At 51.9% G+C, this 25,791-nt stretch carries 21 protein-coding genes; 16 read left to right on the top strand and 5 right to left on the bottom strand.

The features are described 5' to 3' along the window. Positions 1-110: 110 nt before the first annotated feature. Positions 111-956, bottom strand: coding sequence for a phosphatase PAP2 family protein (locus EDM21_RS08900; RefSeq protein ID WP_157334720.1), 846 nt, complete (start codon positions 954-956; stop codon positions 111-113). A 93-nt stretch (positions 957-1,049) separates the two neighbouring features. Further along, positions 1,050-1,442 carry a TIGR04086 family membrane protein gene (locus EDM21_RS08895; protein ID WP_157334718.1) on the bottom strand — a complete coding sequence of 131 codons (393 nt, stop codon included), beginning with the start codon at positions 1,440-1,442 and terminating at the stop codon, positions 1,050-1,052. A gap of 115 nt (positions 1,443-1,557) precedes the next feature. Between EDM21_RS08895 and EDM21_RS08890 the strand changes: the two genes are divergently transcribed. Both EDM21_RS08890 and EDM21_RS08885 read left to right on the top strand, forming a co-directional pair. After that, entirely contained in the window at positions 1,558-2,883 is a 1,326-nt protein-coding gene (locus EDM21_RS08890) for an SLC13 family permease (protein ID WP_157334716.1), read from the top strand. A gap of 82 nt (positions 2,884-2,965) precedes the next feature. Beyond that, the gene (locus tag EDM21_RS08885; protein WP_157334714.1) at positions 2,966-3,661 is read left to right on the top strand and encodes a DUF421 domain-containing protein; all 696 of its coding nucleotides are present in this window, start codon (positions 2,966-2,968) and stop codon (positions 3,659-3,661) included. 88 nt (positions 3,662-3,749) lie between these two features. Here EDM21_RS08885 and spoVB read toward each other — a convergent pair whose 3' ends face one another. After that, positions 3,750-5,321, bottom strand: a complete 1,572-nt coding sequence (gene spoVB / locus EDM21_RS08880) for a stage V sporulation protein B (protein ID WP_157334712.1) — start codon at positions 5,319-5,321, stop codon at positions 3,750-3,752. A 185-nt stretch (positions 5,322-5,506) separates the two neighbouring features. On the opposite strand from spoVB, the gene EDM21_RS08875 reads away from it, so the two are divergent. The 6 genes from EDM21_RS08875 to EDM21_RS08850 all read left to right on the top strand — a co-directional run bounded on the left by EDM21_RS08875 (position 5,507) and on the right by EDM21_RS08850 (position 12,558). Further along, positions 5,507-6,229 (top strand): post-transcriptional regulator, encoded by a 723-nt coding sequence (locus EDM21_RS08875; RefSeq protein ID WP_157334710.1) that lies wholly within the window; start codon positions 5,507-5,509, stop codon positions 6,227-6,229. A gap of 113 nt (positions 6,230-6,342) precedes the next feature. Continuing rightward, the gene (secD, locus tag EDM21_RS08870) at positions 6,343-7,575 is read left to right on the top strand and encodes a protein translocase subunit SecD (RefSeq protein ID WP_157334708.1); all 1,233 of its coding nucleotides are present in this window, start codon (positions 6,343-6,345) and stop codon (positions 7,573-7,575) included. Next, on the top strand, positions 7,565-8,485 hold the full coding sequence (gene secF / locus EDM21_RS08865; protein WP_166541905.1) for a protein translocase subunit SecF: 921 nt from the start codon (positions 7,565-7,567) through the stop codon (positions 8,483-8,485). Before secD ends, secF begins: the two co-directional genes overlap by 11 nt. Positions 8,486-8,577: 92 nt before the next feature. Beyond that, positions 8,578-9,531 (top strand): cation diffusion facilitator family transporter, encoded by a 954-nt coding sequence (locus tag EDM21_RS08860; protein ID WP_157334706.1) that lies wholly within the window; start codon positions 8,578-8,580, stop codon positions 9,529-9,531. A gap of 47 nt (positions 9,532-9,578) precedes the next feature. Further along, positions 9,579-12,026, top strand: a complete 2,448-nt coding sequence (recJ, locus tag EDM21_RS08855) for a single-stranded-DNA-specific exonuclease RecJ (RefSeq protein ID WP_166541904.1) — start codon at positions 9,579-9,581, stop codon at positions 12,024-12,026. A gap of 16 nt (positions 12,027-12,042) precedes the next feature. Beyond that, positions 12,043-12,558, top strand: a complete 516-nt coding sequence (locus tag EDM21_RS08850; RefSeq protein WP_157334705.1) for an adenine phosphoribosyltransferase — start codon at positions 12,043-12,045, stop codon at positions 12,556-12,558. A gap of 157 nt (positions 12,559-12,715) precedes the next feature. On the opposite strand, the gene uraA is transcribed toward EDM21_RS08850, so the two are convergent. Continuing rightward, a complete protein-coding gene (gene uraA / locus EDM21_RS08845) occupies positions 12,716-13,972 on the bottom strand; it encodes a uracil permease (RefSeq protein WP_157334704.1) in 1,257 nt (418 codons plus the stop codon). A gap of 236 nt (positions 13,973-14,208) precedes the next feature. Between uraA and EDM21_RS08840 the strand changes: the two genes are divergently transcribed. The 4 genes from EDM21_RS08840 to EDM21_RS08830 all read left to right on the top strand — a co-directional run bounded on the left by EDM21_RS08840 (position 14,209) and on the right by EDM21_RS08830 (position 19,597). Further along, positions 14,209-16,395, top strand: a complete 2,187-nt coding sequence (locus tag EDM21_RS08840) for a RelA/SpoT family protein (RefSeq protein WP_157334703.1) — start codon at positions 14,209-14,211, stop codon at positions 16,393-16,395. 36 nt (positions 16,396-16,431) lie between these two features. Beyond that, positions 16,432-16,875, top strand: a complete 444-nt coding sequence (gene dtd, locus EDM21_RS08835; protein WP_166541903.1) for a D-aminoacyl-tRNA deacylase — start codon at positions 16,432-16,434, stop codon at positions 16,873-16,875. Positions 16,876-16,985: 110 nt separating this feature from the next. Then, on the top strand, positions 16,986-17,159 hold the full coding sequence (locus EDM21_RS24550) for a hypothetical protein (RefSeq protein ID WP_166541902.1): 174 nt from the start codon (positions 16,986-16,988) through the stop codon (positions 17,157-17,159). Positions 17,160-17,626: 467 nt separating this feature from the next. Next, positions 17,627-19,597 carry an FAD-dependent oxidoreductase gene (locus EDM21_RS08830; protein WP_157334702.1) on the top strand — a complete coding sequence of 657 codons (1,971 nt, stop codon included), beginning with the start codon at positions 17,627-17,629 and terminating at the stop codon, positions 19,595-19,597. Positions 19,598-19,766: 169 nt separating this feature from the next. Here the strand turns inward: EDM21_RS08830 and EDM21_RS08825 are convergent, their stop codons facing one another. Next, entirely contained in the window at positions 19,767-20,546 is a 780-nt protein-coding gene (locus EDM21_RS08825) for a phosphodiester glycosidase family protein (RefSeq protein WP_157334701.1), read from the bottom strand. Positions 20,547-20,786: 240 nt separating this feature from the next. Between EDM21_RS08825 and EDM21_RS08820 the strand changes: the two genes are divergently transcribed. The 4 genes from EDM21_RS08820 to EDM21_RS08805 all read left to right on the top strand — a co-directional run bounded on the left by EDM21_RS08820 (position 20,787) and on the right by EDM21_RS08805 (position 25,789). Further along, a complete protein-coding gene (locus tag EDM21_RS08820; RefSeq protein ID WP_068774191.1) occupies positions 20,787-21,098 on the top strand; it encodes a winged helix-turn-helix transcriptional regulator in 312 nt (103 codons plus the stop codon). Between the two features lie 461 nt (positions 21,099-21,559). Further along, complete coding sequence (gene hisS / locus EDM21_RS08815; protein ID WP_157334700.1) at positions 21,560-22,813, top strand: histidine--tRNA ligase; 1,254 nt, start codon at positions 21,560-21,562, stop codon at positions 22,811-22,813. A 104-nt stretch (positions 22,814-22,917) separates the two neighbouring features. Further along, positions 22,918-24,699: an aspartate--tRNA ligase gene (gene aspS / locus EDM21_RS08810; protein WP_157334698.1), complete on the top strand. Its 1,782-nt coding sequence runs from the start codon at positions 22,918-22,920 to the stop codon at positions 24,697-24,699. A gap of 334 nt (positions 24,700-25,033) precedes the next feature. After that, on the top strand, positions 25,034-25,789 hold the full coding sequence (locus tag EDM21_RS08805; RefSeq protein WP_157334696.1) for a tRNA threonylcarbamoyladenosine dehydratase: 756 nt from the start codon (positions 25,034-25,036) through the stop codon (positions 25,787-25,789). Positions 25,790-25,791: the final 2 nt, after the last annotated feature.

Raw genomic sequence — 25,791 nt, 5'->3', positions numbered from 1 at the left:
TTCATACGAAGCTTGGAAGAGCCTGGTCATATTAGCTGTCATTGGCGGCAGAACAAAAAAAGACCTGACGGCTGCCCGCAAATTCATGCGGTACCATCAGGTCTGTGGAGCTAATCGCCTACTTTTTGCTGTTTTAATCTGCGCGGCTGTACGAGAAGCCCGCCTAGTACCGTTCTTTCTTCACTGATCCGGATTCCGACACGAGCCGCGAATGTTCCCAGAATTACTCCGCCGAACATGTCCGTCACCCAGTGGATGCCCAGATAGAAGATAGCGAAGATGATGATCGAGCAGGACAGGATCGAGAACCATTTCCAGAAACGGTTGCCCGAATGTGCGGCAAGAATCGCCATAGAAACGGATATGGACGTGTGGAGACTCGGGAAGCAGTTATCCAGGCCCGACAGCGGTCTATATTCGGATTCGAAAGCCGGAAAAGCTTGTGTAATGAGCAGGTCAACTTTGGGATGAAACGCCCAGACTTCGAGAACCGGGAAGAACAAATAGAAAGGAATCGCAACGATGTAGTTGATCATAACGGTGTAGCACAGGGCGTAGAACAACCGGTGTTTTTTCTGATACGTATAGATCAGGATCGAAGCAATCATTAAACACGGGAAGATTACCACATAGAACATACTGGTTACCATCGTCAAGATATCATTCTGGAAAAACTGTTGAAAGGCAGCCACAAAATTTCCTTCAAGCGCATATACCTTTGGCGTAAAATCGGCGGTATATTTCATATGGCTTTCGACCCATAATTCGATTTTGTTAAAAAACAGAATGGCCATGACCGCTACGAAATGCAGCAGGTATTTCCGTCTAGTGAAAATTTCCTGTACAAATGCTCCTGCTGCGTTGAACGGATTCGTCCGGAGAGTCACCAGAAGGAGAAAGTAGATGGAAATAACAATATACACGGTTGCATGGGTCATGGATTGTAACGGATACATTGCAGTTTCCCCCTAAAGATGGAAAAGGTATGAAGATGAACTAAGCTATTATAGCATAGTTAGGGGAGGATGGTGTATGTTTTGCGGGACCCATCATTTGCTACTGGAATTAACGCCAATGATGCCTCCAAGTGCTCCTGCAGCGAATGCTAAACCGACTAACAGGATAGTGCCCGGCTGGAAGGGCGTGTCGAAAGCAAGAAATCCGGCAACCCATACGCTGACAGAGTAAATCAGTCCCAGCATTCCCCCGAAGTACCAGCCTTTACGGCCGGCACGCTTGCCGGATACCCATCCTCCGATAAAAATTGACAGCCCATGCGTAATATATGCAAGTGTGGATAAAGATGACTCCTGCGCAGAGCTTGACCACAAAATAAACGAGGTCAGAAGAGTCCCGATCACAAGAGCTCCCAAAGAATGGAGCAGCCCGGTTAAGAACGGCGAAGACAAGCGGACTTGGTTAACCTTATTCATCGGATTCATGCACATCCCTTCCTATTCTTAAGAACATTTCGCTAACATTATTCTATGGGCATGTTCATAAGAATAGTACAGATTCCGCTCGTGCGAAACGCGCAGGAAAGGGGGCTTTGCCTATATGCATGAAGCCGTTCAAGCTCCTGCCTGGCAGGCCGCTTGGGCGCTAGTGGTCTTTGCCGCTGTTCTTATCGGCATGATCCGGCGCGTGAAATACCGCAGCCTGTTGCCGGCAGCCGGTGCCCTTCTGCTCTTGCTAAGCGGCATCGTCACTCCGGTATCCGCTATCCGGGACTATATCCCGTGGGAGGCGCTCTATCTTGCTCTTGGCGCGGCTGCTGCAGCTTCCCTGCTCGATAGGGCAGGATTGCTCCAATTGGCAGCGGTGCGTTGTGATCGTCTGACCGGCGGTCATCCGTCCCGCATGCTGGCTGTTATCATGCTGCTCTCTGCCCTCGGGGCTTCTTTACTCGATGCCGCAGCGGCGATGGCGGCTCTTCTGCCCCTGACGCTGGCTTTTGCCAAGTCATGGGGAATCCCCTCGGCCCCGTATACGGCGGGTATGATGCTGGCTTGTAACCTCGGCGGGAGCCTGTCCATCATCGGCACGATGCCGGGCAGGCTGATCGGGACGGCCGGAGAACTCAGCTTTGCGAGTTCCTGGCTAGTCCTGGGTCCGCTTACTCTGCTTCTGCTGGTGCTTGCGTACCTGATGGTCTGGGCCGTATACGCACGCACGCTGCAGGCGGGGGACCGGATTATCCGTGAGCCGGTTTCTTCGCCGCCAGTTCTGACTGGAAGCGCAAGACTCAAAGCGATGCAGCCCGCTGCTGTCGTGTTTGTGCTCATGGCCGGCGGCTTTTTTATCTCCCATGTAGTAGGAATCCGGCTTGCCCACATAGCTGCCGCAGGAGCACTAGTCTTGCTTCTGCTAGTAATACAACGATGGGCCCGGCAGAAAAGTTTCGGGGATCTTAACGTTTCCTTGTGGGTCGCTACCGCCGGCTGGTTCATTATTGCGGGAGGGCTGATCCAGTCCGGCGTGATCGGCGGGGCCGCCGGCTGGATCATGAAAGCTATGCCCGGGGATGAACAGTGGCTGGCGCTGTCGGTACTCTGGATGACGGCAATAGGCGCTTCTGTGTCAGACAGTCTGGCCCTTACAGCTGTGTCCATCCCGGTTGTAGGAGAAATGATAAGCGCTTTACAGGCCGGGGGAGCGGCTCACGCGGACCGCCTATGGTACGTCCTGCTGGCCGGAACCCATCTGGGTGCTAATGCTACCTGCATAAGTTCCCTGTCCAGTCTGCTGGCGTTCGGCAGTTCGTTAGGCCGCCCCGGAGGCATTACATTCCGGGAGTATTTGCGCATAGGCATCCCGTTCAGCTTCTTTTCCCTCACCCTTTCCTCGCTATATTTAGTCGGATTCTGGTTTGGGAACAATTGAGTGGTACCTGCCTTGCATGAACGAAGAGAGCGGCGGTCAGAATACCAGGTAAACTCCGAGAAAAGATGTCCAGGAGGCTGTCATGGAATTGCTGATCATCTTTGTTCGCACCATTCTGATCTATTTTGTGGTGTTTCTTATGCTTCGGATTATGGGGAAGCGGGAGATAGGGAAACTGTCCGTGTTTGACCTTGTAATCTCCATCATGATTGCCGAGATCGCCGTTTTTGTGCTCGAGGATGCACACATGCCGATGGCTAACGGTATTCTGCCGATGGTTACGCTAGTGATGATTCAACTGTTTATGGCCTTTGTGACGTTAAAAAGCCAGCGTTTCCGCACGTTATTCGAAGGCCGGCCCAGTGTCCTTATTGAGCACGGCAAGCTGGACAGGGAAGAAATGCGGCGGCAGCGCTACAATCTGGACGATTTGATGATGCAGCTGCGCCAGCATAAAGTGATGAACGTCGCGGACGTCGAATTTGCGATTCTGGAAGCGTCGGGCAAACTTAGTGTCGTGGAGAAAAGTCATCCGAGCAGAAGCGCTGCAGAACCTTGTCCGGAGCAAGGAACGATCCGGTATGCGGGACTGCCCGTTGCTTTAATCATGGATGGAAAAGTGCAAGACGATAACTTGCAGAAAATCGGGCAGACCCGGTTCTGGCTGAAGAATGAAATCGGCAAGAAAGGGATTCAGGATTTTAAAGATGTATTTTTTTGTTCCGTGGATCACCGGGGTTTTGTTTATGTGGATAAAAAAGACAGCGGCCGCAGCTAGCAGCCAGGAGACCGGTGACAGGCCGGCATACCAAGAAGAAAACCGGGATGCGCGTGAAACGGCTGCGTTCCCGGTTTTTTGAATCGTCTTATGGTTTCCGAATAAGTCTGCGTCCGAGTGTCAGCACGCGTGCCAGATCGGACCGGTTCACGATCCTCAGTATCGTGACTCCGATCATGTAGGCGGTCATGGCGGCTGCGGAGGCAATGAGAAATCCGAGCCAGAGCGGCTGGTCTGCCGCCGCGCGGTATACGGCCAGGCAGCAGACCGAAGCGGCGGTCATCGCGGCTGTAACTTTGGCAATGTCGATGCCGCGCATGGTGAATTTTAAGTGGCGCAGGACACTTAATCCGTGAAGAAGAGTAACCAGCACGACATTCACACAGCTGGCCATAACGGCACCCAGAATGCCGAATTCCGGTTTGCTCGCCAGCCAGACGATCAGAAGCAGCTTGACAAGCGATCCGATCAGCGTATTAACCAGGGCGCTGCCGGGTTTGTCCAGCGCTTGCAGCGCGGCTTGCAGCGGTGCTTGCAGATAAATAAAGATCGCGACCGGAGCCAGCATTTTGAGCATGACCGCGATGTCGGTCTGGCCGTACATCAACTGGCAGAGCGGTTCGGCAAGGACGAACATGATGACAGCGAACGGGCCTCCGGTTACAAGAGCCAACCGCAGAGACTGATGCATACGTTTGTGGATCATTTGGATATCTTTCCGGGCGGCAGCCTCGCTGAGCGAAGGAACAAGAGAGACGGATAAGGAAGAAGTAAGGGCGCTCGGGAGCAGAATAATAGGGATAATCATTCCCTGCAGAGCACCGTATTGAGCAGTTGCCACTGCCGTTGCGATGCCTGCGGCCGCCAGGCTGTGTGCGATAAGAATGGACTCAAGCAAATAAGATCCGGCACCAGCCAGGCGGCTTGCGGTGATAGGAAGTGAGATCTTAATCAGTCTGCGAAGATGAAGCAGTCTTCCCTGGCGCGCACTGGTTCCGATCTGAACCTGGCTGACAGAACGTTCTTTGCCTGACTGACGGCGATAGTGAAGAAGCAGCACAAGCATGCCTGCAGCTTCGCCGACCGTGACTCCGATCATGGCTCCGGCTGCGGCCCAGGCAATGCCGTAGGGCAGCAAAGCGAAGGAGCAGGCCAGTACCATGACAATACGTACCAGCGTTTCAATCGTTTGCGAAGTGGCGGTCGGAATCATATTCTGTTTTCCTTGAAAATAACCCCTTAGTACAGCTGAAACCGCGATCAGCGGGATGATGGGGCTCATGCAGAGGAACGTGAAATAAACGCGCTCATCCGTAAGAAGATGGGAAGTGATCCATTTGGCTCCCGCGACGCAGACGATTGTGAAAACCCCGGCAATGCTGAGTGAAAGAGCCAGAGCGAGCTTAAGGATGCGGATAGAACGCCGGTAATTATGTTCGGCTTCTGCTTCCGCAACGAGTTTGGCCACAGCAAGAGGAATCCCTCCTGTAACAAACGTAAGGATAACGATCAGGAACGGCCACCCCATCTGATATAAGCCTACACCTTCAGCTCCAATGACTCTTGGAAGGGTAATCCGTGGAATAAAGCCAAGAATGCGGTTTATAATCCCTGCAGCCAGCAAAATCATCGTACCTTTGATAAAAGATTGCTTGGTCAACGTGCATTCCTTCTTCCGTGTACGAGTTCTACTAGAACCATATGCCGCCAGTGGTCAAGCTAAGACCAAACATTTTTTGACCGGAGGCATAACCAGGCAGGAAATCCGCTTTTCACTCGCGAATTACGAATAGAGGAAGAAGTCTTATTCTTGCACGCAAGCAATACAGCCAGGGGGGATAGAATATGAATTCGGAAACGGGCAAAACGGAATCCGCTGCTGCGTTAGCATCTGATTTTGCAGAATTGCCGGAGAATGCCCACATAGCTGAACAGGAGATGAAAGAAACTGTTGAACCGGCAGAACCTATAGAACATTCAGAGAATGCTGGAGCTATAGGAGATTCAATGAAGGATGAAATTGAAGGACCCGGAATCGAAGAGTCTGCGGAACCCGTTACATCTACCAATGTCAGGGATGCCGCGGATGAAGTTGAACCTATAGAGATAGCCGCGTCGGGTGAAGTGATTGAACCGGGGGAATTCATATCAATTGAGGTTGAGGCGCTAGATCCGGAAGCCGCTGCTGTCAGCAGGGACAAGATGAACGGGAATGAAGCCTTGCTTCATCGGGCCACTGTCACGGGGGCGGAAACAGAACAGGAAATTGCGGCAGCCGGCAGCGCAGGGATTGAAGAGGCCGACACGAATGCGGCGGAAGAGACTGTGGAGAAACTCACAGATATTGAGCTCAATGAGGTGATCGAAGAACTTTGTATCAGTAAAGCCGAAGAGTTCCATATGATCGGATATGAACATGTATCGGGTGAGGATATCTGGGCGTGCATTAACGATAAATATAAGAAAAAAGGCATCCCGCCTCTTCATCAGATTGTGAATGATATTTTGTCTTTAAAAACGACACAATTCATGAATTACGTGACGATGTGCATGTATCGGGGGTCCTGATTAAGATACTCGGGTCCTTTTTTTGTGTTTGAAGGTAAAAAACGTCAAATTGACTCGTTTTTCGCCGGTGGTTATAATAGGAATATTGAGTTGGGAAGGGAGATTATTTAGGCATGGATGTGAAACGGATCTCGGCTTTTTTCTTAACCGTCATCATCACGCTGGCCGTGATCGCGACGACGAGTCCAGCTTTATTGGGCAATATCAGACTCGGGTTGGATTTGAAAGGTGGATTTGAAACTCTGTATGTGGCGGAGCCGTTTACGGAGGGTCAGCAGGTAACACCGGAAACATTGAAGAAAGCCGCTGAAAGTATCGCAAAGCGTGCGGACAAGCTTGGCGTAGCCGAGCCTGAAGTATTGGCGGAAGGCGAGAACCGCATCCGCGTCCGGTTAGCCGGTGTGGAGAATGAAGATGAGGTTCGAGAGAAGATCGGTAAACCGGCTTCCCTGACGTTCCGGGCTCCGGACGGTACCGTGATGCTTAACGGCACGGATTTCGTAGAAGGCGGAGCTTCCGTCGGTTACGACAACACGAATCAGCCTCTTGTTCAAATTAAGATGAAAGACCGCAACAAATTTAAAGATGTGACGACCAAGGTGCTTGGCAAAACGTTGGCCATTTACCTGGATGATGAAAATCTGTCGTCTCCAGCTGTAAGAGAGGTTATCGATTCCGACACGGCAACAATTACTGGAACATTTACATTCGAAGAAGCTCAGAATTTAGCGGATACCATTAATATGGGCGCGCTTCCACTGAAACTGACAGAGAAGTATACACAAGTTGTAGGGGCATCGCTTGGTCAAATGTCTCTGGAACAAACGATTCGAGCGGGAATTATCGCTTCTATCATTATTCTTATTTTCATGGTTGTACTCTACAGATTGCCAGGTATTATTGCGGCATTCACGCTGATTACTTACACATGGCTCCTGCTGCTCTTATTCGATCTCATTAATGCAACGTTAACCTTGCCGGGTATCGCGGCACTTGTGCTCGGGATCGGGATGGCAGTTGACGCCAACATTATTACGTACGAACGCATCAAAGAAGAAATCCGAAGCGGCAAGAGTATTCTCTCTTCTTTAAAAACAGGCTCGAAGCACTCCTTCCGGACTATTATGGATGCCAACGTCACCAATATTATTGCCAGCCTTGTGCTGTACTTTATTGGTAACGGCGCGATCAAAGGATTCGCACTTACGACGATGCTCAGCATCGTGGTCAGTGTCCTGACGAACGTATTCTTTTCCAGGTTCCTCATTCACATGCTTATAAAAGGTAACTTGTTCAAGAAGCCGGGTTATTTTGGCGTGAAGGAGGATCAGATCCGTGAATTATAGTAACAAGTTCAATTTTGTTGCACACCGTAAAATATTTTTCATCATTTCCAGTGTAATTATTGCGGCCGGGGTCGTTGCTCTTCTGTTGTTTCAGATGAACTACGGCGTTGATTTTAAAGCAGGTACGTCTATTGACGTATCGGTAGGTCAGGCCATTACCAAGGAGAAAGCTCAGGAGATTTATAAGACGGCCGGGTTTGATCAAACCGTCACCATCGGCGGATCTAACAGCGACCGCGTATCGACCCGTTTTGACGAGATTCTCGGCAAAGAGCAGATTGATAAGATCAAAGCTGCTTATGCGGCCGATTATAAAGACAAAGTCTCCATGGAAGTCAATACGGTATCACCGGATATCGCCAAGGAACTTGCGTTCAAAGCTATTATCGGTGTACTCATTGCGAGTGTGGCTATCAGTATTTATGTAAGCATCCGGTTCGAATGGAGATTCGCGCTAGCGGCCATCATTTCCATTCTGCATGACGCGGTTATCGTTGTGTCCATGTTTGCGATCTTCCGCTTTCAAGTCGATCTGCCGTTCGTAGCGGCTGTCTTGACTACAGTCGGTTATTCCATTAACGATAAAATCGTTATTTTTGACCGGATCCGGGAGAATCTCCGGTTCTCCAAACTCAAAACGCCGGCTGATCTGGAACTTATGGTCCACGACAGCATCTGGCAGACGATGGCACGCAACATTAATACGGTCATTACGGTCTTGATTGCCGCAATCTGTCTGTTTATTTTCGGCAGCGAATCTATTAAACTGTTTGCACTGGCCAAAATTATCGGTCTTACAAGCGGCGCGTACTCTTCTATCTGCATCGCAAGCCCGCTGTGGTACATGCTCAAAAAAAATTCCCTTGGCAGCAAGCGTAAAGTTGCATCAGCCGCCGAAGCAAAAGAATAAGCTATCCGCCGCGTGAATTTTCGTTCCGCGGCTTTTCCTTGGAATAAGATAAATGAGCATCTCAGCCCAAATTATGTGTAGGGAGAGTCGATATGTCTGATGAACGATTGCAAAAAGCCCAATTAGCAGCCTGGGTCGGCGTTGGTGGCAACATCGTTCTTACCCTGATAAAATGTGTCGTAGGTCTTATGGCCAGCAGCAAAGCACTGCTTGCTGACGCTGTCCATTCCGCTTCTGATACCGCTGGCTCATTCGCGGCTCTTAGAAGTCTGAGGTCGCCCGTAACTCCGGTTGATCACGGTCTGTCTTATGGCCGCGGCAAAGCGGAATCGATTGCCACCCTTATTATCTCCGTATTGCTCATGATTATCAGTGTTGAAATTGGCATATCGGCAGTTAAGCAGATTGTTGCCGGTGTGTATGAGCCGCCCAAAGGCTACGTGCTTATGGCTATAATCGGTTCGATTGTCTTGAAAGAAGCTATTATCCGTTATAAGTCTTGGATCGGCAGAAAGCTTGGTACACGGGAACTTGTTTCCTCTACACGAGAAAACCGTTCCGGTACTTATTCGTCGATCATCGCTTTGTCAGGAGTAGTCGGCGCTCTGATCGGAGCCAAAATGGGGTGGTCCTTTCTTTATTATTTGGACTCGGCCGCAGGAATTATCATCGCGCTTCTGATTGTCAGAATGGGATATGGCATCATAACAGATTCACTCCAGCATACAATGGACCGTGCTCTTCATCAGGAAGATGCCCGGGATATGATTGCCGCAGTTCAAAGTGTGAAAGGGGTCATTTCCGTTGAAGATCTCAGAGCACGCGAACACGGCCATTATGTAATCGTGGAACTGCGAATAAGCGTGAACCCGAGAATTACGGTTCTGGAAGGCAATGATATCGCAAGATCGGTGAAATATCAGTTAATGAAAAAATTTATACATCTATCGGATGTGACGATACATGTATTCCCATATGACTCCGGTTACCCTTACAAACACAGTATTGATGCAGCTTCTAAAGATGCGCTTCAGGTAATTCACTGAATCTGTGTAGCAAGAGGGAGTCATAAGGGGAATTTAGGAGGAACAACGTGCTGGAATCCAAAGCAAGATGGCGGATTGATGAGGCAGACCAATCAGCCGCTCTGCAGCTTAGTGAAGCTTTCGGGCTGGACCCGCTGCTGGCAAAGCTGCTCGTGCTGCGGGGAGTTCGCAGCGCTGACGAAGCCGATTTATTTTTGAATGGAGGGAGCGGTCATTTTCATGACCCCTTCCTTCTCGATGGGATGAGAGAAGCTGTAGCACGTATTCAAGAGGCTGTACGGAGCGGAGAAAAGATCCGCATCTACGGGGACTACGATGCAGATGGAGTAAGCAGTACCGCTCTGATGGCTCATCTCTTAAGAGGGCTTGGCGCTAACTTTGATACGTATATTCCTCACCGGGTCCAAGAAGGCTACGGCCTGAACAAAGGGGCCGCCGATTTGGCCAAAGAACAGGGTGTATCCCTGATGATTACAGTAGATACGGGAGTCAGTGCCGTAGAAGAAGTGAAGTACATTCGCGAGCTTGGCATGGATATAATTGTGACGGATCATCATGAACCGCCGAATGTTCTGCCGCAGCCGCACGCTCTTATTAATCCGAAGAAAGAAAATTGCCCGTATCCGTTCAAGGGGCTGGCCGGTGTAGGCGTAGCGCTGAAATTAGCGCAGGCCCTGCTTGGCCGGGTACCGGAAGAACTGCTTGAGATCGCTGCGATTGGAACAGTCGCCGATTTGATGCCGCTTCATGATGAGAACCGGATTATCGTCAAGCTTGGTCTGGAGCGGATGCAGCGTTCTGTTTACCCCGGAATCCGTGCTCTGATGGAAGTTTGCAGTGTTGATCCGAGTACGGTTTCCGCAACCAATATCGGTTTCGGTCTGGCTCCGCGTATTAATGCAAGCGGCAGGCTCGCTCATGCTTCAACTGCGCTCCGCCTTCTGGTAACGGAAGATGCTGCCGAAGCGGCCGCGATAGCAGAGGAACTGGATTTGCTTAATAAGGAGCGGCAGTTTATTGTAGATGATCTGACCACGCAGGCCAAAGCTTCAGTCGAAGCCGGTCAAGAGGCAGGATCAGAAACGAGAGGTTGTCTGGTTGCTGCGGGTGAACGATGGAATGTAGGTGTGGTAGGTATTGTCGCGTCCCGTCTTGTGGAAACCTATTATAGACCTGCTATCGTGCTCAGCATTGATCCGGAAACGGGAATGGCCAAAGGCTCTGCACGCTCTATTGCGGGCTTTGACATGTACCGTGCGCTGAGCGCATGCGCGGATTTGCTTGATCATTACGGCGGACACCAGGCAGCTGCCGGAATGTCGCTGCGGCGGGAGAATATCCCGGAGTTTGAGAGAAGATTGAATGGGCTGACAGACGAGTGGCTGACGGAGGAAGATTTCGTTCCGCTGCTCGCCGTGGATGCCGAGTGCTGTCTGGGCGATGTGCCCCTGGCCTGCATCGAGGAGCTCGAGAAGCTGGCGCCGTTCGGCGTGGGCAATCCGGCGCCCAAGATCTTGTTCAGCGGACTCCGACTGGATGAGATCCGCCTGATGGGCCGTGAGCGCCAGCACTTGAAGCTGGTGCTCACGGATGCGGCCGCCGAGACCGCATGCGGCGTCGAGGCGGTAGGCTTCGGCAAAGGCTGGCTCGGCAGCCTGATGACGCCTCAGGCGCCCGTTGACGTAGTGGGAGAACTCTCCGTCAACGAGTGGAACGGCGTACGCAAGCCGCAGCTGATGCTGCAGGACTTGCGCATCTCTTCTCTCCAGGTCTTCGACTGGAGAGGCAAGAACAGCGCCCGCATCGGCGAGGAACTTTCCTCGCTCGGGGAGCGCCTTGCCGCGCTGCCGGAGCGCGGCAAGGCGGTGCAGCCAGCGCTCGTCCTCTTCGGTGAAGAGGACCGCGCTCCGGCTGCACCTGGCGCTCAGGCAGGCCCCGTGTGGCGGTGCCTGCCTGACGGCAGCCTTGCCGCGGACAACGAGGCGGCGCGGGAACTGCGGTTCCCGGAGATGACCGACGTTGTCCTCTGCACGGCGCCGCGCACGCTCCCGCAGCTCCAGCGGGCGCTGGAGCAGGCGGACGGCATGCGCCGCTGCTATGCCGTCTTCGCAGACCCGGTGCCCCAGGACGGGGGCGCCATGCCGACGCGTGACCAGTTCAAGGCGGTCTACGCGTCCGTGCTGAAGCAGGGCATCTGGGATTTGCGCAATCCCGCCCTGCTGCAGTCTTTCAGCCGCCGGTCGGGATTGTCGCCGGCGATGATTTCTTTCGTCCTCGACGTATTCGAGGAGCTTGGGTTTATCCAGAAGGCCGGGGGTGTAGTCCGGCCGGTAGAGACTCCTGCCAAGCGTGATCTGACCGCTTCCCGCAAATACCAGGAACGGCTGGCGCGTGCGGAAATCGACCGCGTTTGTGTCTATACATCCGCCAAAGAACTGCAAGATTGGATTGCAAACTGCCGGTCGCCGCAGCTGTTATCCGCCCAACACTCATAAATTGGAGGAATTTCGAATGAATTTCAAAGACTATATCCGCGTGATTGAGGATTTCCCGCAGCCGGGTATTCGTTTTAAAGATATTACGACCCTTCTGCAGAACGGTCCCGTTTACAAAGAAGCCATCAACTATTTGGCTGAACTGGTTAAGGATCAGCAGATTGATCTCATCGCAGGTCCTGAGGCTCGCGGCTTCGTTGTAGGCGCTCCGCTTGCTTACGCCCTCGGAGTCGGTTTCGTACCGATCCGTAAAAGCGGCAAATTGCCGGGCAAAACGATCGAAGCCGATTATTCACTCGAATACGGCAAAGATAAGCTGGCCGTGCATGACGATGCGATTAAGCCGGGACAGCGCGTATTGATCGCAGATGATCTGCTGGCCACAGGCGGTACGATTCAGACCTGCGTCAGCCTGATTGAGCAGCTGGGCGGCGAAGTCATCGGTTCTGCCTTTATGATCGAGCTTACGTATTTGAACGGCCGCGAGAAGCTGCCTGCGGGTAAAAACATCTACACGATGATTCAATATTAAGAAAAAGCCAAAGGCCTATTCTCATTTTTGAGAACAGGCCTTTTTTTTGATAACCGTACGAAATGTTGAGTAAAGAAAAGATACACGTTTTGTAAGAGTGCAAGCTATCAGTTTATCACTCGAAGCGCCATGGTGCTGTGCAGTGAACTTCCGGACACTAATCGTTAGAGATCTTCAGCACTTCCACAAGCTTGAAGAACAAGCTGAGCAGAATCGCTACGACCGTTGCAAGAGCCATTCCTTTAAGCTCAAACCCGCCAAGCTTGAAGGCAGCCCCGCTCAGACCGATCACCAGGACAACGGACGTCAGAATGATGTTCGTCGCTTTGGCATAATCCACTTTACTGTCCACCAGCATACGGATACCGGAAGAACCGATTACACCGAAGAGCAGGAGGGATACACCGCCCATAACCGGGGTTGGAATAGTCATAATCAGTGCGGCAACTTTGCCGGAGAAAGAGAGCATGATGGCGAACAAGGCGGCGCCGCCGATGACATAGGTGGAATACACTTTGGTCAGTGCGAGTACGCCGATGTTCTCACCGTAAGTCGTGTTCGGCGTCGAACCGACGAATCCGGACAGGATCGTAGATACGCCGTTGCCGAGCAGAGAGCGGTCCAGGCCAGGATCACGTGACAAATCTTTGCCTACAATGTTGCCGGTAACGACAAGGTGGCCGATGTGCTCCGCTATGACGACCAGAGCCGCAGGCAGGATCAGCAGGATGGCTCCCGGATCGAATGTAGGCGTATATACTTGTGGCAATGCAAGCCAGCTTGCTTCGGATACTTTGGTAAAGTCTACAATTCCGACTGACCAAGCCAGAATATAGCCGGCAATAATGGCGATCAGAATCGGAATGATTTTCATAAAGCCGCGGAAGAGCACGTTGCCGAGAACCGCAATCAATAGGGTCACCACGGATACTAGAATGGCTTTGGTATCAAAAGGTGCGCCTTCCTTGGCAAGAAAGCCTGCCATATTGGCTGCGGTCGGAGCCAGCTCCAATCCGATTACGGCGATAATCGCCCCCATTGCTGCGGGTGGGAAGACAACATCAATCCATCCGGTTCCGACGGCCTTGACCAGCCAGGCGACGAGTACGAACACGATCCCGACTACGATAAATCCGCCGAGTGCCTCGCTATATCCTTGTGTAGCGAGGACTGCAAGCACCGGAGAGATGAACGCGAAGCTGGAACCGAGATAAGCCGGTATTTGGCCTTTACATAAGAAAAGGTAGAGCAGGGTGCCGATTCCGTTCATGAGCAGTACGATTGCCGGGTTGATCTGGAAGTAGGCCGGGACGAGTACCGTAGAGCCGAACATGGCGAACAAGTGCTGAAGACTGAGTGGAATTGTCTTTCCTAACGGAGGTCTTTCGTCCACTCCAATGGTGCGATGATTCATGTCCGTACATTTCCCCCTTTATCGCGTTTAAGCGATGATCTGTAGAGTTCCATCGACAAGTTTAGCAGATTTTCGGAATTCGTCTATAACTTTTTTTGGGGTTGAAAGCAGTTTTGTGGAAAAACGTCGTCTTTTCCCGATTTTTCTTGCATTTAAAAGGCCGGGCAGTTGACGCATGGTGTTCATTTTAGGCATAATGGATAGAAATATCCATGTTTCGTAGAAGGGGTTTACCCATGGGAATCGAGCAGTTGCTGGAGAAAGCGGCACATTATTTCAAAGAGAACGATCTCAACCGAATAAAGGAAGCTTACGAATTTGCTGAACAGGCCCACCACGGCCAAGTCCGCAAATCCGGTGAGCCTTATATTCTTCACCCTTTGGCGGTTGCCGACATTCTGGTCGACATGCAGATGGATGTGACATCCATTATTGCGGCCCTGCTTCATGATGTCGTGGAAGACACTACGGTTTCGCTGGAAGCCGTCCAAGATAAATTCGGTCCAACCTGCGCGATGCTCGTCGATGGACTAACCAAGCTGGAGAGAATCAAGTTCAAGACGAAGGAAGAGCAGCAGAACGAGAATTACCGCAAGATGCTTGTGGCGATGGCCCAGGACATGCGGGTGATTCTGATTAAGCTGGCCGACCGGCTGCATAATATGAGGACGCTGAAATACCAGTCCGAAGAAAGCCAGCGGCGCATTGCGGATGAGACGCTTGAAATTTTTTGTCCCATTGCCCACCGGCTTGGGATATCCGCCATCAAATGGGAAATGGAGGACATTTCCCTGCGCTACCTCAACCCGCAGCAATATTACCGGATCGTGAATCTCATGCAGAAGAAGCGGACGGAGCGGGAACAGTATATTGAAGACGTTATTACTAACATTAAGGACAAGCTCCGGGAAATGGGAATCGAAGGCGACATCTCGGGGCGTCCCAAACATATCTATTCCATTTACAAAAAGATGTCCTCGCGCAACAAACAGTTTAATGAAATCTACGATCTCATGGCACTGCGTGTAGTCGTGGATAATATCAAAGATTGTTACGCTGCCCTGGGTATCATCCATACGCTGTGGAAGCCGATGCCGGGACGCTTTAAAGACTATATCGCGATGCCGAAGCCGAATATGTACCAGTCCCTTCATACGACTGTGATCGGACCTAAAGGCGAGCCGCTGGAGGTTCAGATCCGCACCTGGGAAATGCACAAGACGGCTGAGTACGGAATCGCGGCCCACTGGACGTACAAAGAAGGAACGACTGCGCCGGAAGGCACCTTTAGCGACAAGATGCAGTGGTTCCGCGAGATTCTGGAGCTGCAGAAAGAAACGGACAACGCCGCTGAATTTATGGAATCCATGAAGATGGATTTTTTCACCGATCTTGTCTTTGTATTCACGCCCAAAGGGGAAGTCATCGAACTTCCGGCAGGAGCAGTGCCGCTTGATTTTGCTTACCGGATCCATACGGAAGTAGGGAATCGCACCATCGGGGCCAAAATCAACGGACGGATCGTTCCGCTCGACCATAAGCTCAAAACGGGCGATATCGTTGAAATTCTGACTTCCAAACATTCCTACGGTCCTAGTCAGGATTGGGTGAAAATCGCGAAGTCCTCACACGCACGCAGTAAAATCAAGCAGTGGTTCAAGAAAGAAAAGCGCGAAGAAAATGTAATCAAAGGCCGCGAAGGGATTGAGCGCGAGCTGAAGCGTCTTTCTTTCGATGTGCCGTCTCTGATGACCGACGAGAAGCTCCTCGAAGTAGCGAGAAAGTTTAACTTCAACGACATCGAAGATATGATGTCGGCAATCGGCTTCGGCGGTATCACTGCCGCGCAAATATGCACACGCCTCACGGAGAAGCTGCGCAAGGAGAAAGAAGCGGAAGAAGCCCAGGCGCTGGAGCTGAGCAACGAGGTCAAAGAGGTCAAATCGGCTCCTGTCGAGAAGAAAAGCAGGCCTGTCAGCGGCGTAAGAGTGAAAGGCGTCGACAACCTGCTCATTCGTTTTGCACGCTGCTGCAGCCCGGTGCCGGGTGATGATATTATCGGCTACATTACACGCGGACGCGGCGTATCGGTTCACCGTACAGACTGTACCAATATTCCTGGAGAAAACACCGAAGAGGGAAATCGCGTCATTGAAGTCGAATGGGCGGATTCGATCGAGTCCAATTTCCATGTGGAAATCGAGATTACCGGACATGACCGCAGGGGGCTTCTCAATGAGGTGCTTCAAGTGGTGTCGGAGAGCAAAACCGTCATTTCAGCTGTATCCGGACGTTCGGACAAGAATAAGATGGTGACGATCCATATGACGATTCTCATCCGCAATATCGACCATTTGCATTCCGTGGTAGAAAAAATCAAACGGATCCAGGATGTTTATTCCGTTCAGCGGATTATGCAATAAATTCAGCAGCATGGGCTTAAAGGAGCGGATGAAGCCGTGAAAGTGGTTGTGCAGCGAAGCAAAGAGGCGCAGGTGTCGGTAGCCGGCGAAGTGATCGGCCATATTGAGCAGGGGCTGATGCTGCTCGTAGGCATCACCCACGAGGATACGGAAGAGGATGCGCGTTATCTGGCCGATAAAATATCCGGCTTAAGGATTTTTGAAGATGAGCAGGAGAAAATGAATTTCTCCGTGAAAGATATTGGCGGAGGCATCCTTTCGGTTTCGCAGTTTACATTGTACGGGGATTGCCGTAAAGGCAGGCGGCCTAATTTTATGGCAGCGGCACGGCCTGAACAGGCTGAAGCTTTGTACGAGAAGTTCAATGAGCTGCTGCGCGGCCATGGCCTGCACGTGGAGACGGGAGCTTTTGGTGAAATGATGGACGTTTCCTTTACAAATTGGGGGCCGGTTACGCTTATTGTGGACAGCAAGGCATAATTTGCTTGGATGACGGACATCTTAAGAGGCACAGCGGCCCGGATAAGTGGAGATAGTACTGCATTTATCCAAGGGGTGCGAATCGTCTCGATAGAGGAGCCGTTTAAGATATGCGCCGATCTCCGAAGGAAATTCAGGTAACCAAATCAGATGAACAGGACGCCCACACTGTCTACACGGAGAGGACAACCGCAGGAGCGGAAGGACTCGGCATGGAGGCCGGAGCGGAATTGACCCCTGTTCAAAACAGGTTTAAGCGAACGGTTAAAGTACCGTTCCGTTAAGCGAACGAGCCGGCTTTGCCCAAGGGCAGAGCCGGTTTTATTTATACATGCAGCACCCGGACAGCCGGCTGGGGTTTTAAGTCTTTGTCCGACTTGCAAAATATGATACACTAATCATGGTATTTTTACAGATGGAGGGAGTACGAATTGATAAGGCAAGTACAGTGAACAGATCTCATTCTATGACGCCCCCGTAATAGGAGCCGTTTACCACAGCAGGATGATGACCGTTTGTAGCTGCAAGTTTGCCAGCTAAGCTCCTGCCTGAAGGACAAGTAAGCTGATAATGCGACTCTCCGTCTAAGAGTGCGCCTTGTTGAATGACAAGAATGCTTATTGGTCCGTACATAAACCGGACATTGGTTCTTTTGACGCTGCCCTATTCCCCTTGCCAATTACTAGCGCCCGGCGCTGGACGCTTCTGTGAGAGCGGGATGTTAACCGGAAAACAATAAGGAAGGTGCCCCATGACAAAGAACAATACAAATTCGAAGCGCGCCGCTTCAAAAGGCTGGATCGTATGGATGAGTCTGCTGCTGGCTTTAACCGTGATTGCGGCTGGAATCGCCCTGTACTGGCAGTACAAGCATTTCGGAGGGGCAAAGGAAACGACGGCCCACACACTGTCGGAAGTAAAATCATCCGCTTCTATCGAAGATCAATATGATGTGATTGTTGTCGGTACCGACCCGGAAGGTCTGGCGGCAGCTGTGTCCGCATCCCGTAACGGGCTTAAGACACTGCTTGTAGACGGACGGGACCGTGAGATTCTGGGGGGGCTGATGACACTCGGATGGCTTAATAGTATCGATATGAACTATGTGCCTAAGCCTACGGTGCTGAATCCGCATGAAGTGCTGAACAAAGGGATATTCACCGAATGGTACAAGAACATTGAAGGTGATTCCTTCAGTATCAATACAGCTGCGAATGCGTTTCATGATCTGGTTCGTAAGGAGAAGAACATCGATTTGCTGCTGAAGGCCAAGTCGATGGAGCCGATTCTGTCCAACAAACAAGGACAGCCTACTCTTGTGGAAGGGATAACGGTTACCAAAGAGGACGGAACGAAGAAAGAAGTCCGTGCCCACGCCGTAATCGACGCCACACAGGATGGGGATATCGCAGCCGCTTCCGGTGTGCCTTTCACTTACGGGCTGGAGGATATCGGCAATAAGAACGCCAAAATGGCCGTTACGCTCGTTTTTAAGCTCAAGAATGTGACGCCTGAAGTATGGGCTCAAATCAGCAAGCACCTGAAGAATGATGATGACCCGATGTCCGATGCCAACGAAGTAAGCGCATGGGGTTATAAAGAGCTGTACAACTATCCGGCATTGAATCCGGATCGGGTTAAAATGCGCGGTTTGAATATCGGCCGGCAGGACGGCGATATGATTCTGATCAATGCTTTGCAGATTTTTAACATTGACGGGCTGGATGCCAAATCACGCGCGGAAGCTTTTGAAATCGGCAAGAAAGAAATTCCGAACGTAGTGAAGCATTTGCAGCAGAACTACCCGGAGTTTGCCAAAGTGGAACTGGCGGGCACGGCCCCTGAGCTGTATGTACGCGAGACTCGTCATATTCAGGGGGAATACCGTCTGAAAATCACGGATCTGCTGGAGAACCGCGACCAGTGGGACCGAATCGGTTTCGGATCGTACCCGGTTGACATTCAGCGGCTAACACCGGCTGATACGGGGACGGTCGTAACCCAGCCTGCCCAGTACGCGATTCCTTTCCGCAGTATCGTGCCTAAGAAAGTAGACGGACTGCTGGTCATTGGCCGGGCCGCTTCTTATGACTCGCTGCCACACGGAAGTGCGCGCGTTATCCCGGTCGGAATGGCTGAAGGCGAAGCGGCGGGTGCCGCAGTGAAAATAGCCAAGGAAGCCAAAATGAGCTTCCGTGAGCTGTCTGCTTCCAAAGAGAATATCGCGAAGCTGCAGGAAGTTCTGAAGAAGCAGGGCATGGAGCTGGAGCCGTTCACAATCGAGCCGCCAGCTTACATGACCCATAAGCAGTATGAGGGACTGAAGGCAGCAGTAACGATGTCTCTTGTCGGCGGTGGTTACAAGAACGAGTTTGAGCTTGATAAAGTATCGAATCCGCAGCGCATGGTGAATTATGTGAACCGGATGAAAAAGCTCTCCCCTGCCGCCTATTCCGGCGACGCAAGCGGAGCCGTCAAGGACATCAGTGAAGACGGACGTAAGAAAGATGCGTTGTCACTGGATCAAGCCGCCTTTACGATTACGCAGGGCCTTGGCATTAAGGTAGCCAAAGAAGCGGCTCTTGCTGAGCTGACCAAGCTCGGAGCCGTCGAGGCTGCTTCCCTGGATACCATTAAGGACAAAGAAAAGCTGACCAATGGCGATACGTTTATGCTGATTAAGGACCTCCAGAAGTATGCGGAGAGCAAACAAGCAAAGTAAGTTTGCCTAGTGGTCGTTTTTTGTAACGAAATTGTAACTTGATTTTCATCTGGGATTAATGTTCGAGAGCTATACTAATTATCGACCCCCTTTACGATATAGAAATTTATGGACAGTCTGCAGCCGCGTGTTGCAGACTCTTTTCTTTATATGGACTTTTTTCATAGGCTTAATGGAGAAGGGCTATCATTTGATAGATTTGGCGCTGGTCCCCCGGCAGTGACGCCTGGGCGACTTTAAGCTGCGAGGAGCCGTTCCCGTCGAGGAAAACCCCATCCACTATACTGCGTCCGGCCCCCAGCGATTCAAGGATGGCGGTGCGGAATTCTTCGGCGCTGCAAGCGGTTGGGGTAACGATCAGCCACACTGCGTTATTGCGGTCGTACACGATGCCGGTTCTCATCCGGGATTCCGTCAGCGCAGGCATGTTCTCTTCCTTCGCCAGTCGGCGCCAGTCGGCTTCATTCTGCAGATTCATGGAGATCCCTCCCTGTGCCCAGTAATGAGCGCGATCCGCCACCTGAAGTTCGGATGCTTCCGAAGCATGCTGGACGGAGAAGGTCTGCTTGGCGCCGTCCCACACCAGTGTTCCCCGCCGATGGCCGGTATTGAACCAGCCTGAGCCGTAATCGCCGGGTTCGCCTTTGACCGGACGGTCGTTCATGACCGCGATGCTCAGCAGCTGGCCCTGCCAGAAGAAGCCCCCATTGATCCCGAACTCGGAGAGTTCCATAATGTTGCCTTCTACGGCTTTGAGCGCGATTCGCTCAGGCAGTGTCTTCGCGACATGCAGCTCGACCCCGTTGGCGGAGGCGATTTGCGCATAGGCATAAGCAGGCTGCGCTTCTTCCTGCCTGTTTAACGGGGCAAGCAGGAGTGTCGCGGTGAAGCTGATTGAGGCTGCGGCTAAGTAGAGCACGAGCCTCCGGTTCATTCTCTGAAAGAACATACATACACCCTCCTATCAAATGAAGCCGGATAAGCTGCAGATTTTGACTTTATAATTCTACTCTATGAAACTCTCAGTCCGGCTAGAACGTTATAGAGAGAATGAGAGCCGAATTTCTGACAGACTTATCAGTGAGAGAGGGCCGTGGATCCTTTTTTCTAATAAATAATGGTTCTTTGGAGGAAGACTTACTTTTGTCAAGTCACTATGGTATGATGTGAGTTAAGGAGATGATGTCGTATGGCAGATTTTCATTTGTGTCCCAAATTCGAAAATGCGTTTGAGCTGCTCGGCAAACGCTGGACAGGATTGATCATCCGCGTGTTGTTAACCGGACCCAAACGGTTTAAAGATATATCGGATCTTATTCCGAGCATGAGCGACCGCATGTTGTCCGAACGATTTAAAGAACTGGAATCGGCTGAAATTCTAATCAGACACGTGTATCCGGAAACGCCTGTACGGATAGAATATGAGCTCACGGAGAAAGGCAAAGGCCTTGAACCGGTTATGGATGAGCTGCAGAAGTGGGCGGAGAAAGAATGGAAATAACCGTACCGGGTGCTTGACTTTATACAGCCCGGCGATTACAATCATTTCTAACACAATCGTGATAGCACATTGATCCGTTGAAGGGACAAAGTCGTTCGATTCCACGTACCTAGAGAGGGAAGCCCAGGCTGCAAGCTTCCTTATGATGGCCGGACGTAAGACCTCCCGGAGGACTGGCGGTGAACAGCAAGCATTCTGCCTCGCTATAAGCGGGTAGAGGCGGGTTTAATTAGCCGTTATGCGTAGACGGGCGTTAACCGTATGAAGCGAAATTCCGCCGATCCGTTCTTACGGACCGTGCCGTGGTTTCGGAATGTGGGTGGCACCACGGGTGATGATCAGTTGATAACGTCTCTCGTCCCTAACCGGTTTAATGACCGGTTACCGGGATGGGGGACTTTTTTAATTTGTCCAGAGATCCCGCGCATAAGGCGATCAAAGTGAATCAAGGAGGAGCAGGCATGAGCATTCAGAAACCTAAGGGCACCCAGGACATTCTGCCCGGCGCTGTAGAGAAGTGGCAGTTTCTCGAGAACACAGCACGCGAGCTGTGCACCCGTTACCGGTACCGTGAAATTCGGACTCCGGTTTTTGAGAACACGGAATTGTTCTCCCGCGGCGTCGGGGAGACAACCGATATTGTAGAGAAGGAAATGTATACGTTCTTTGATAAGGGAGACCGGAGCATGTCCTTACGGCCGGAAGGAACGGCAGGGATCGTCCGCGCTTACGTGGAGAACAAAATTTATGGCGAGCCGGATGTAAGTAAACTGTTCTATACCGGACCGATGTTCCGCTACGAGCAGCCGCAAGCAGGGCGCTACCGCCAATTCCACCAGTTCGGGGTGGAAGCACTGGGTTCGGAGGATCCTTCACTCGATGCGGAGGTCATCGCGCTGGGCTACACTTTTTACAAAGAAATCGGTTTGAAAGATGTGACGGTGGAAATTAACTCGGTGGGAACACCTGAAGTCCGGGCGAATTACAAACAGCGTCTGCAGGATTTCCTCGCTCCTTTCAAAGATGAACTGTGCAAGGACTGCCAATCCCGCTATGAGCGCAATCCTCTGAGGATTCTGGATTGCAAAGTGGATCAGAAGCGTTTTGACGGAGCTCCTGAACTGCTGGATGATCTGGATGAGGCTTGCCGCACGCATTTCGAGGCAGTAAAGCGCCATCTGGATGCCATGGAGATTCCGTACCGCATCAATCCGCGCCTTGTCCGCGGTCTTGATTATTATACGCACACGGCATTTGAGTACAAGGCTGCTGGTATCGGCGCGATCGATACGATCGGCGGAGGCGGGCGCTATAACGGGCTTGTGTCTCAGATCGGCGGGCAGGATCAGCCTGGCGTCGGTTTCGGCCTGGGTCTGGAGCGCATCCTGCTCGTGCTCGAATCGCAAGGTGTTGAGCTGCCGAAGCCTCCCGTACTGGATGTGCATCTGATCGGACTCGGTGAAGCCGCCGAGAACGAGATCGTGAAGCAGCTGTACCGGCTTCGTTCGGAAGGCATCTTGGCTGAGAAGGACTATCAGTCCCGCAAGATGAAGACGCAAATGAAGGCGGCTGACCGCGCTGAAGCCCGGTTTGTCGCGATTCTAGGCGATGACGAGCTGGAGCGGGGCGAAATTACGCTGAAAGCGATGGCGACGGGCGAACAGGAAACTGTAGCGCTTGCAGATTTCGTCGGCGTGCTTAAAGCCCGTAAATAAGCAGGGAACTATTAGCTGGGCCCAAGGCCGGGTCCACAGCATTTGTAAATGATCGAAACAATTGTGCTACGACATTACTTATTTTGATGGAGGAATTCATAACCATGATGCTCAAAACTCATCATTGCGGACAATTAACAAAAGCGAACATTGGAGAAACCGTTGTTCTGAACGGTTGGGTGCAGCGCCGTCGTGACCTGGGCGGAGTCCTGTTTATCGACCTGCGTGACCGCAGCGGTCTGGTACAAATCGTATTCAATCCGGATTTTTCGGGAGAGGCGCTGGCGATTGCCGACCGCGCACGCAACGAATATGTGCTTGCGGTAAAAGGTGCTGTTGTCGAGCGCGATGCGGAGACAGTGAACACGAACCTGGGCACCGGTGAAATTGAAGTGCGCATTACGGAAATCGAAATTCTGAATGCGGCTAAAAACCCTCCGTTCTTCATCGAAGACGGAATCGAGATTGACGAAACCCTTCGCCTGAAGCACCGCTACCTGGACCTGCGCCGCCCGGAAATGCAAAAAACACTTATGCTGCGTTCTAAAGCAGCTAAAGTATTCCGTGACTACCTCGACGAGAACGGATTCCTTGATATCGAGACTCCGATCTTGACCAAGAGCACACCGGAAGGCGCACGTGACTATCTCGTGCCAAGCCGCGTTCACCCGGGTGAATTCTTCGCTCTGCCGCAATCCCCTCAGCTCTTCAAGCAGCTGCTGATGGTAAGCGGTCTGGAACGTTATTATCAGATTGCGCGCTGTTTCCGCGATGAAGATCTGCGTGCGGACCGCCAGCCTGAGTTTACGCAAGTCGACATCGAGACTTCGTTCATGTCTCAGGATCAACTGCTTGAGATGATGGAACAGCTTCTGGTACGTTTGTTCCGTGAGACGATCGGCGTAGAAGTGGCGACACCGTTCCAACGTCTGACCTATGCAGAAGCGATGGACAAATACGGCTCGGATAAGCCGGATCTTCGCTTCGGTCTGGAACTCTCGACGGTGACAGACATTGTTGCGGACAGCGATGTAAAAGTATTTAATATGATCGCCAAGAACGGCGGTATCGTTAAAGCTCTTAACGCAAAAGGCTGTGCGACGTGGAGCCGCAAGGAGCTTGACGATCTGCAGCCGTTCGCATCCCGCTACGGCGGCAAAGGTCTTGCATGGATCACAGTCAAAGAAGGCGAGTGGAAAGGGCCGATCGTGAAATTCTTCAAGGAAGAAGAGATCGCCGCACTGACGGAGCGCCTGAATGTAGAAGAAGGCGACCTGCTTATCTTCTCCGCCGACAAGCCTAAAGTCGTTTACGATGTACTGGGTAACCTCCGCCAGAAGGTCGGCCGTGACCTCGGTCTGATCGACGACAAGGCGTATAAGTTCCTGTGGGTTGTGGACTTCCCGATGTTCGAATACGATGAGGACGAGAAGCGTTATGCGGCGATGCACCATCCGTTCACCCGTCCGAATGATGAAGATCTACATCTGTTCGACACCGATCCGGGTCAAATGCGTGCCCAGGCTTACGACATCGTCCTTAACGGATACGAAGTAGGCGGGGGATCCATGCGGATCTACCAGCGTGAAGTACAAGAGAAAATGTTCAAAGCGCTGGGCTTCAGCCCCGAAGAAGCAAAAGCGGAATTCGGCTTCCTGCTGGAAGCATTCGAATACGGAACACCTCCTCACGGCGGTATGGCGTACGGTCTGGACCGTCTTATCATGCTTCTTGCGGGACGCACCAACCTGCGTGAGACGATCGCGTTTCCTAAGACAGCGAGCGCTTCCGATCCGCTTACCGATGCACCGGGCGCAGTCAGTGATAAGCAGCTTGAGGAGTTGTCGATCCGCGTCGCTCTCAAGCAGCCTGCCGCCAAAGCGTAACCGTCCCTATAGGGGACGGGAGGTTCCGGCAAGCCGGGGCTGCTCGTAGAAACTGCACTCCGGCAAGCGGAAGCTATTAAGCACGCGCAGCTATAGAAGAGGGACCTGAGAAGGTCCCTTTTTGCCTGACAATAATCCAAAGTTTGCCGCTGTGAGAACTGGCGTAAAGACCGGTATCCTGCGAGAAGCTGCTATGCATACCTGCTTGAGAAGCGGGGAGCTGACCCTATAGGTACGGGCTGCTTCCCATGAAACTTGACAATAGGCCGCCTGTCCCGTCAAACTAGCGGTAACCAATAATCACGTATACACCTAACAGAGGAGGAATTACTCAATGTTACATCAATTCTCCCGGACAGAGCTTGCTATAGGGCCGGAGGGCTTGAACATTATGAAAGGAAGCACGGTCGCGGTTCTCGGGATCGGCGGAGTCGGGGCAATTGCAGCCGAGGCGCTGGCGCGTACCGGAGTCGGGCGTATTATTCTCATCGATAAAGATGTCGTGGACATTACGAATGTGAACCGCCAGATTCATGCGCTTACGACCACGGTCGGGCAGCCCAAAGCGGAGCTGATGCAGGAGCGGATTAAGCTGATTAATCCGGAATGCGATGCCATCGCGCTGAGAATGTTCTATACCGAGGAGACCTATGAACAGCTTTTTGATTATAAGCCCGATTATGTGCTGGATGCGTCGGACACGATCTCTTATAAGATCCACCTGATTAAAGAATGTCTGGCGCGTAAAATTCCGATGATCTCCAGCATGGGAGCCGCCAATAAGATGGATCCGACCAAATTCCAGGTCGCGGATATTTCGAAGACCACGATGGATCCGATTGCGCGGGTAGTGCGCACCAAGCTGCGGAAGGAAGGCATCAAGAAAGGGGTCAAGGTGGTCTTCTCGACCGAGGAGCCGAAGAAACCCCGTGAAGACGTCACCCAGCGGATTGTACCGGAGAATGCACCCGAGATACGCAAGGCTCAGCAGCCTCCGGCAAGCAATGCATTCGTTCCTCCGGTTGCAGGCCTGATCATGGTCAGTGTCTGTGTGAAGGATCTGCTGGAACAGGCAGGAATTGAAATCTAGCT

It is taken from the genome of Paenibacillus lutrae (genome assembly GCF_009757775.1).
Lineage (GTDB): Bacteria > Bacillota > Bacilli > Paenibacillales > NBRC-103111 > Paenibacillus_F > Paenibacillus_F lutrae.
This window is presented reverse-complemented; position numbering and strand designations above follow the sequence as displayed.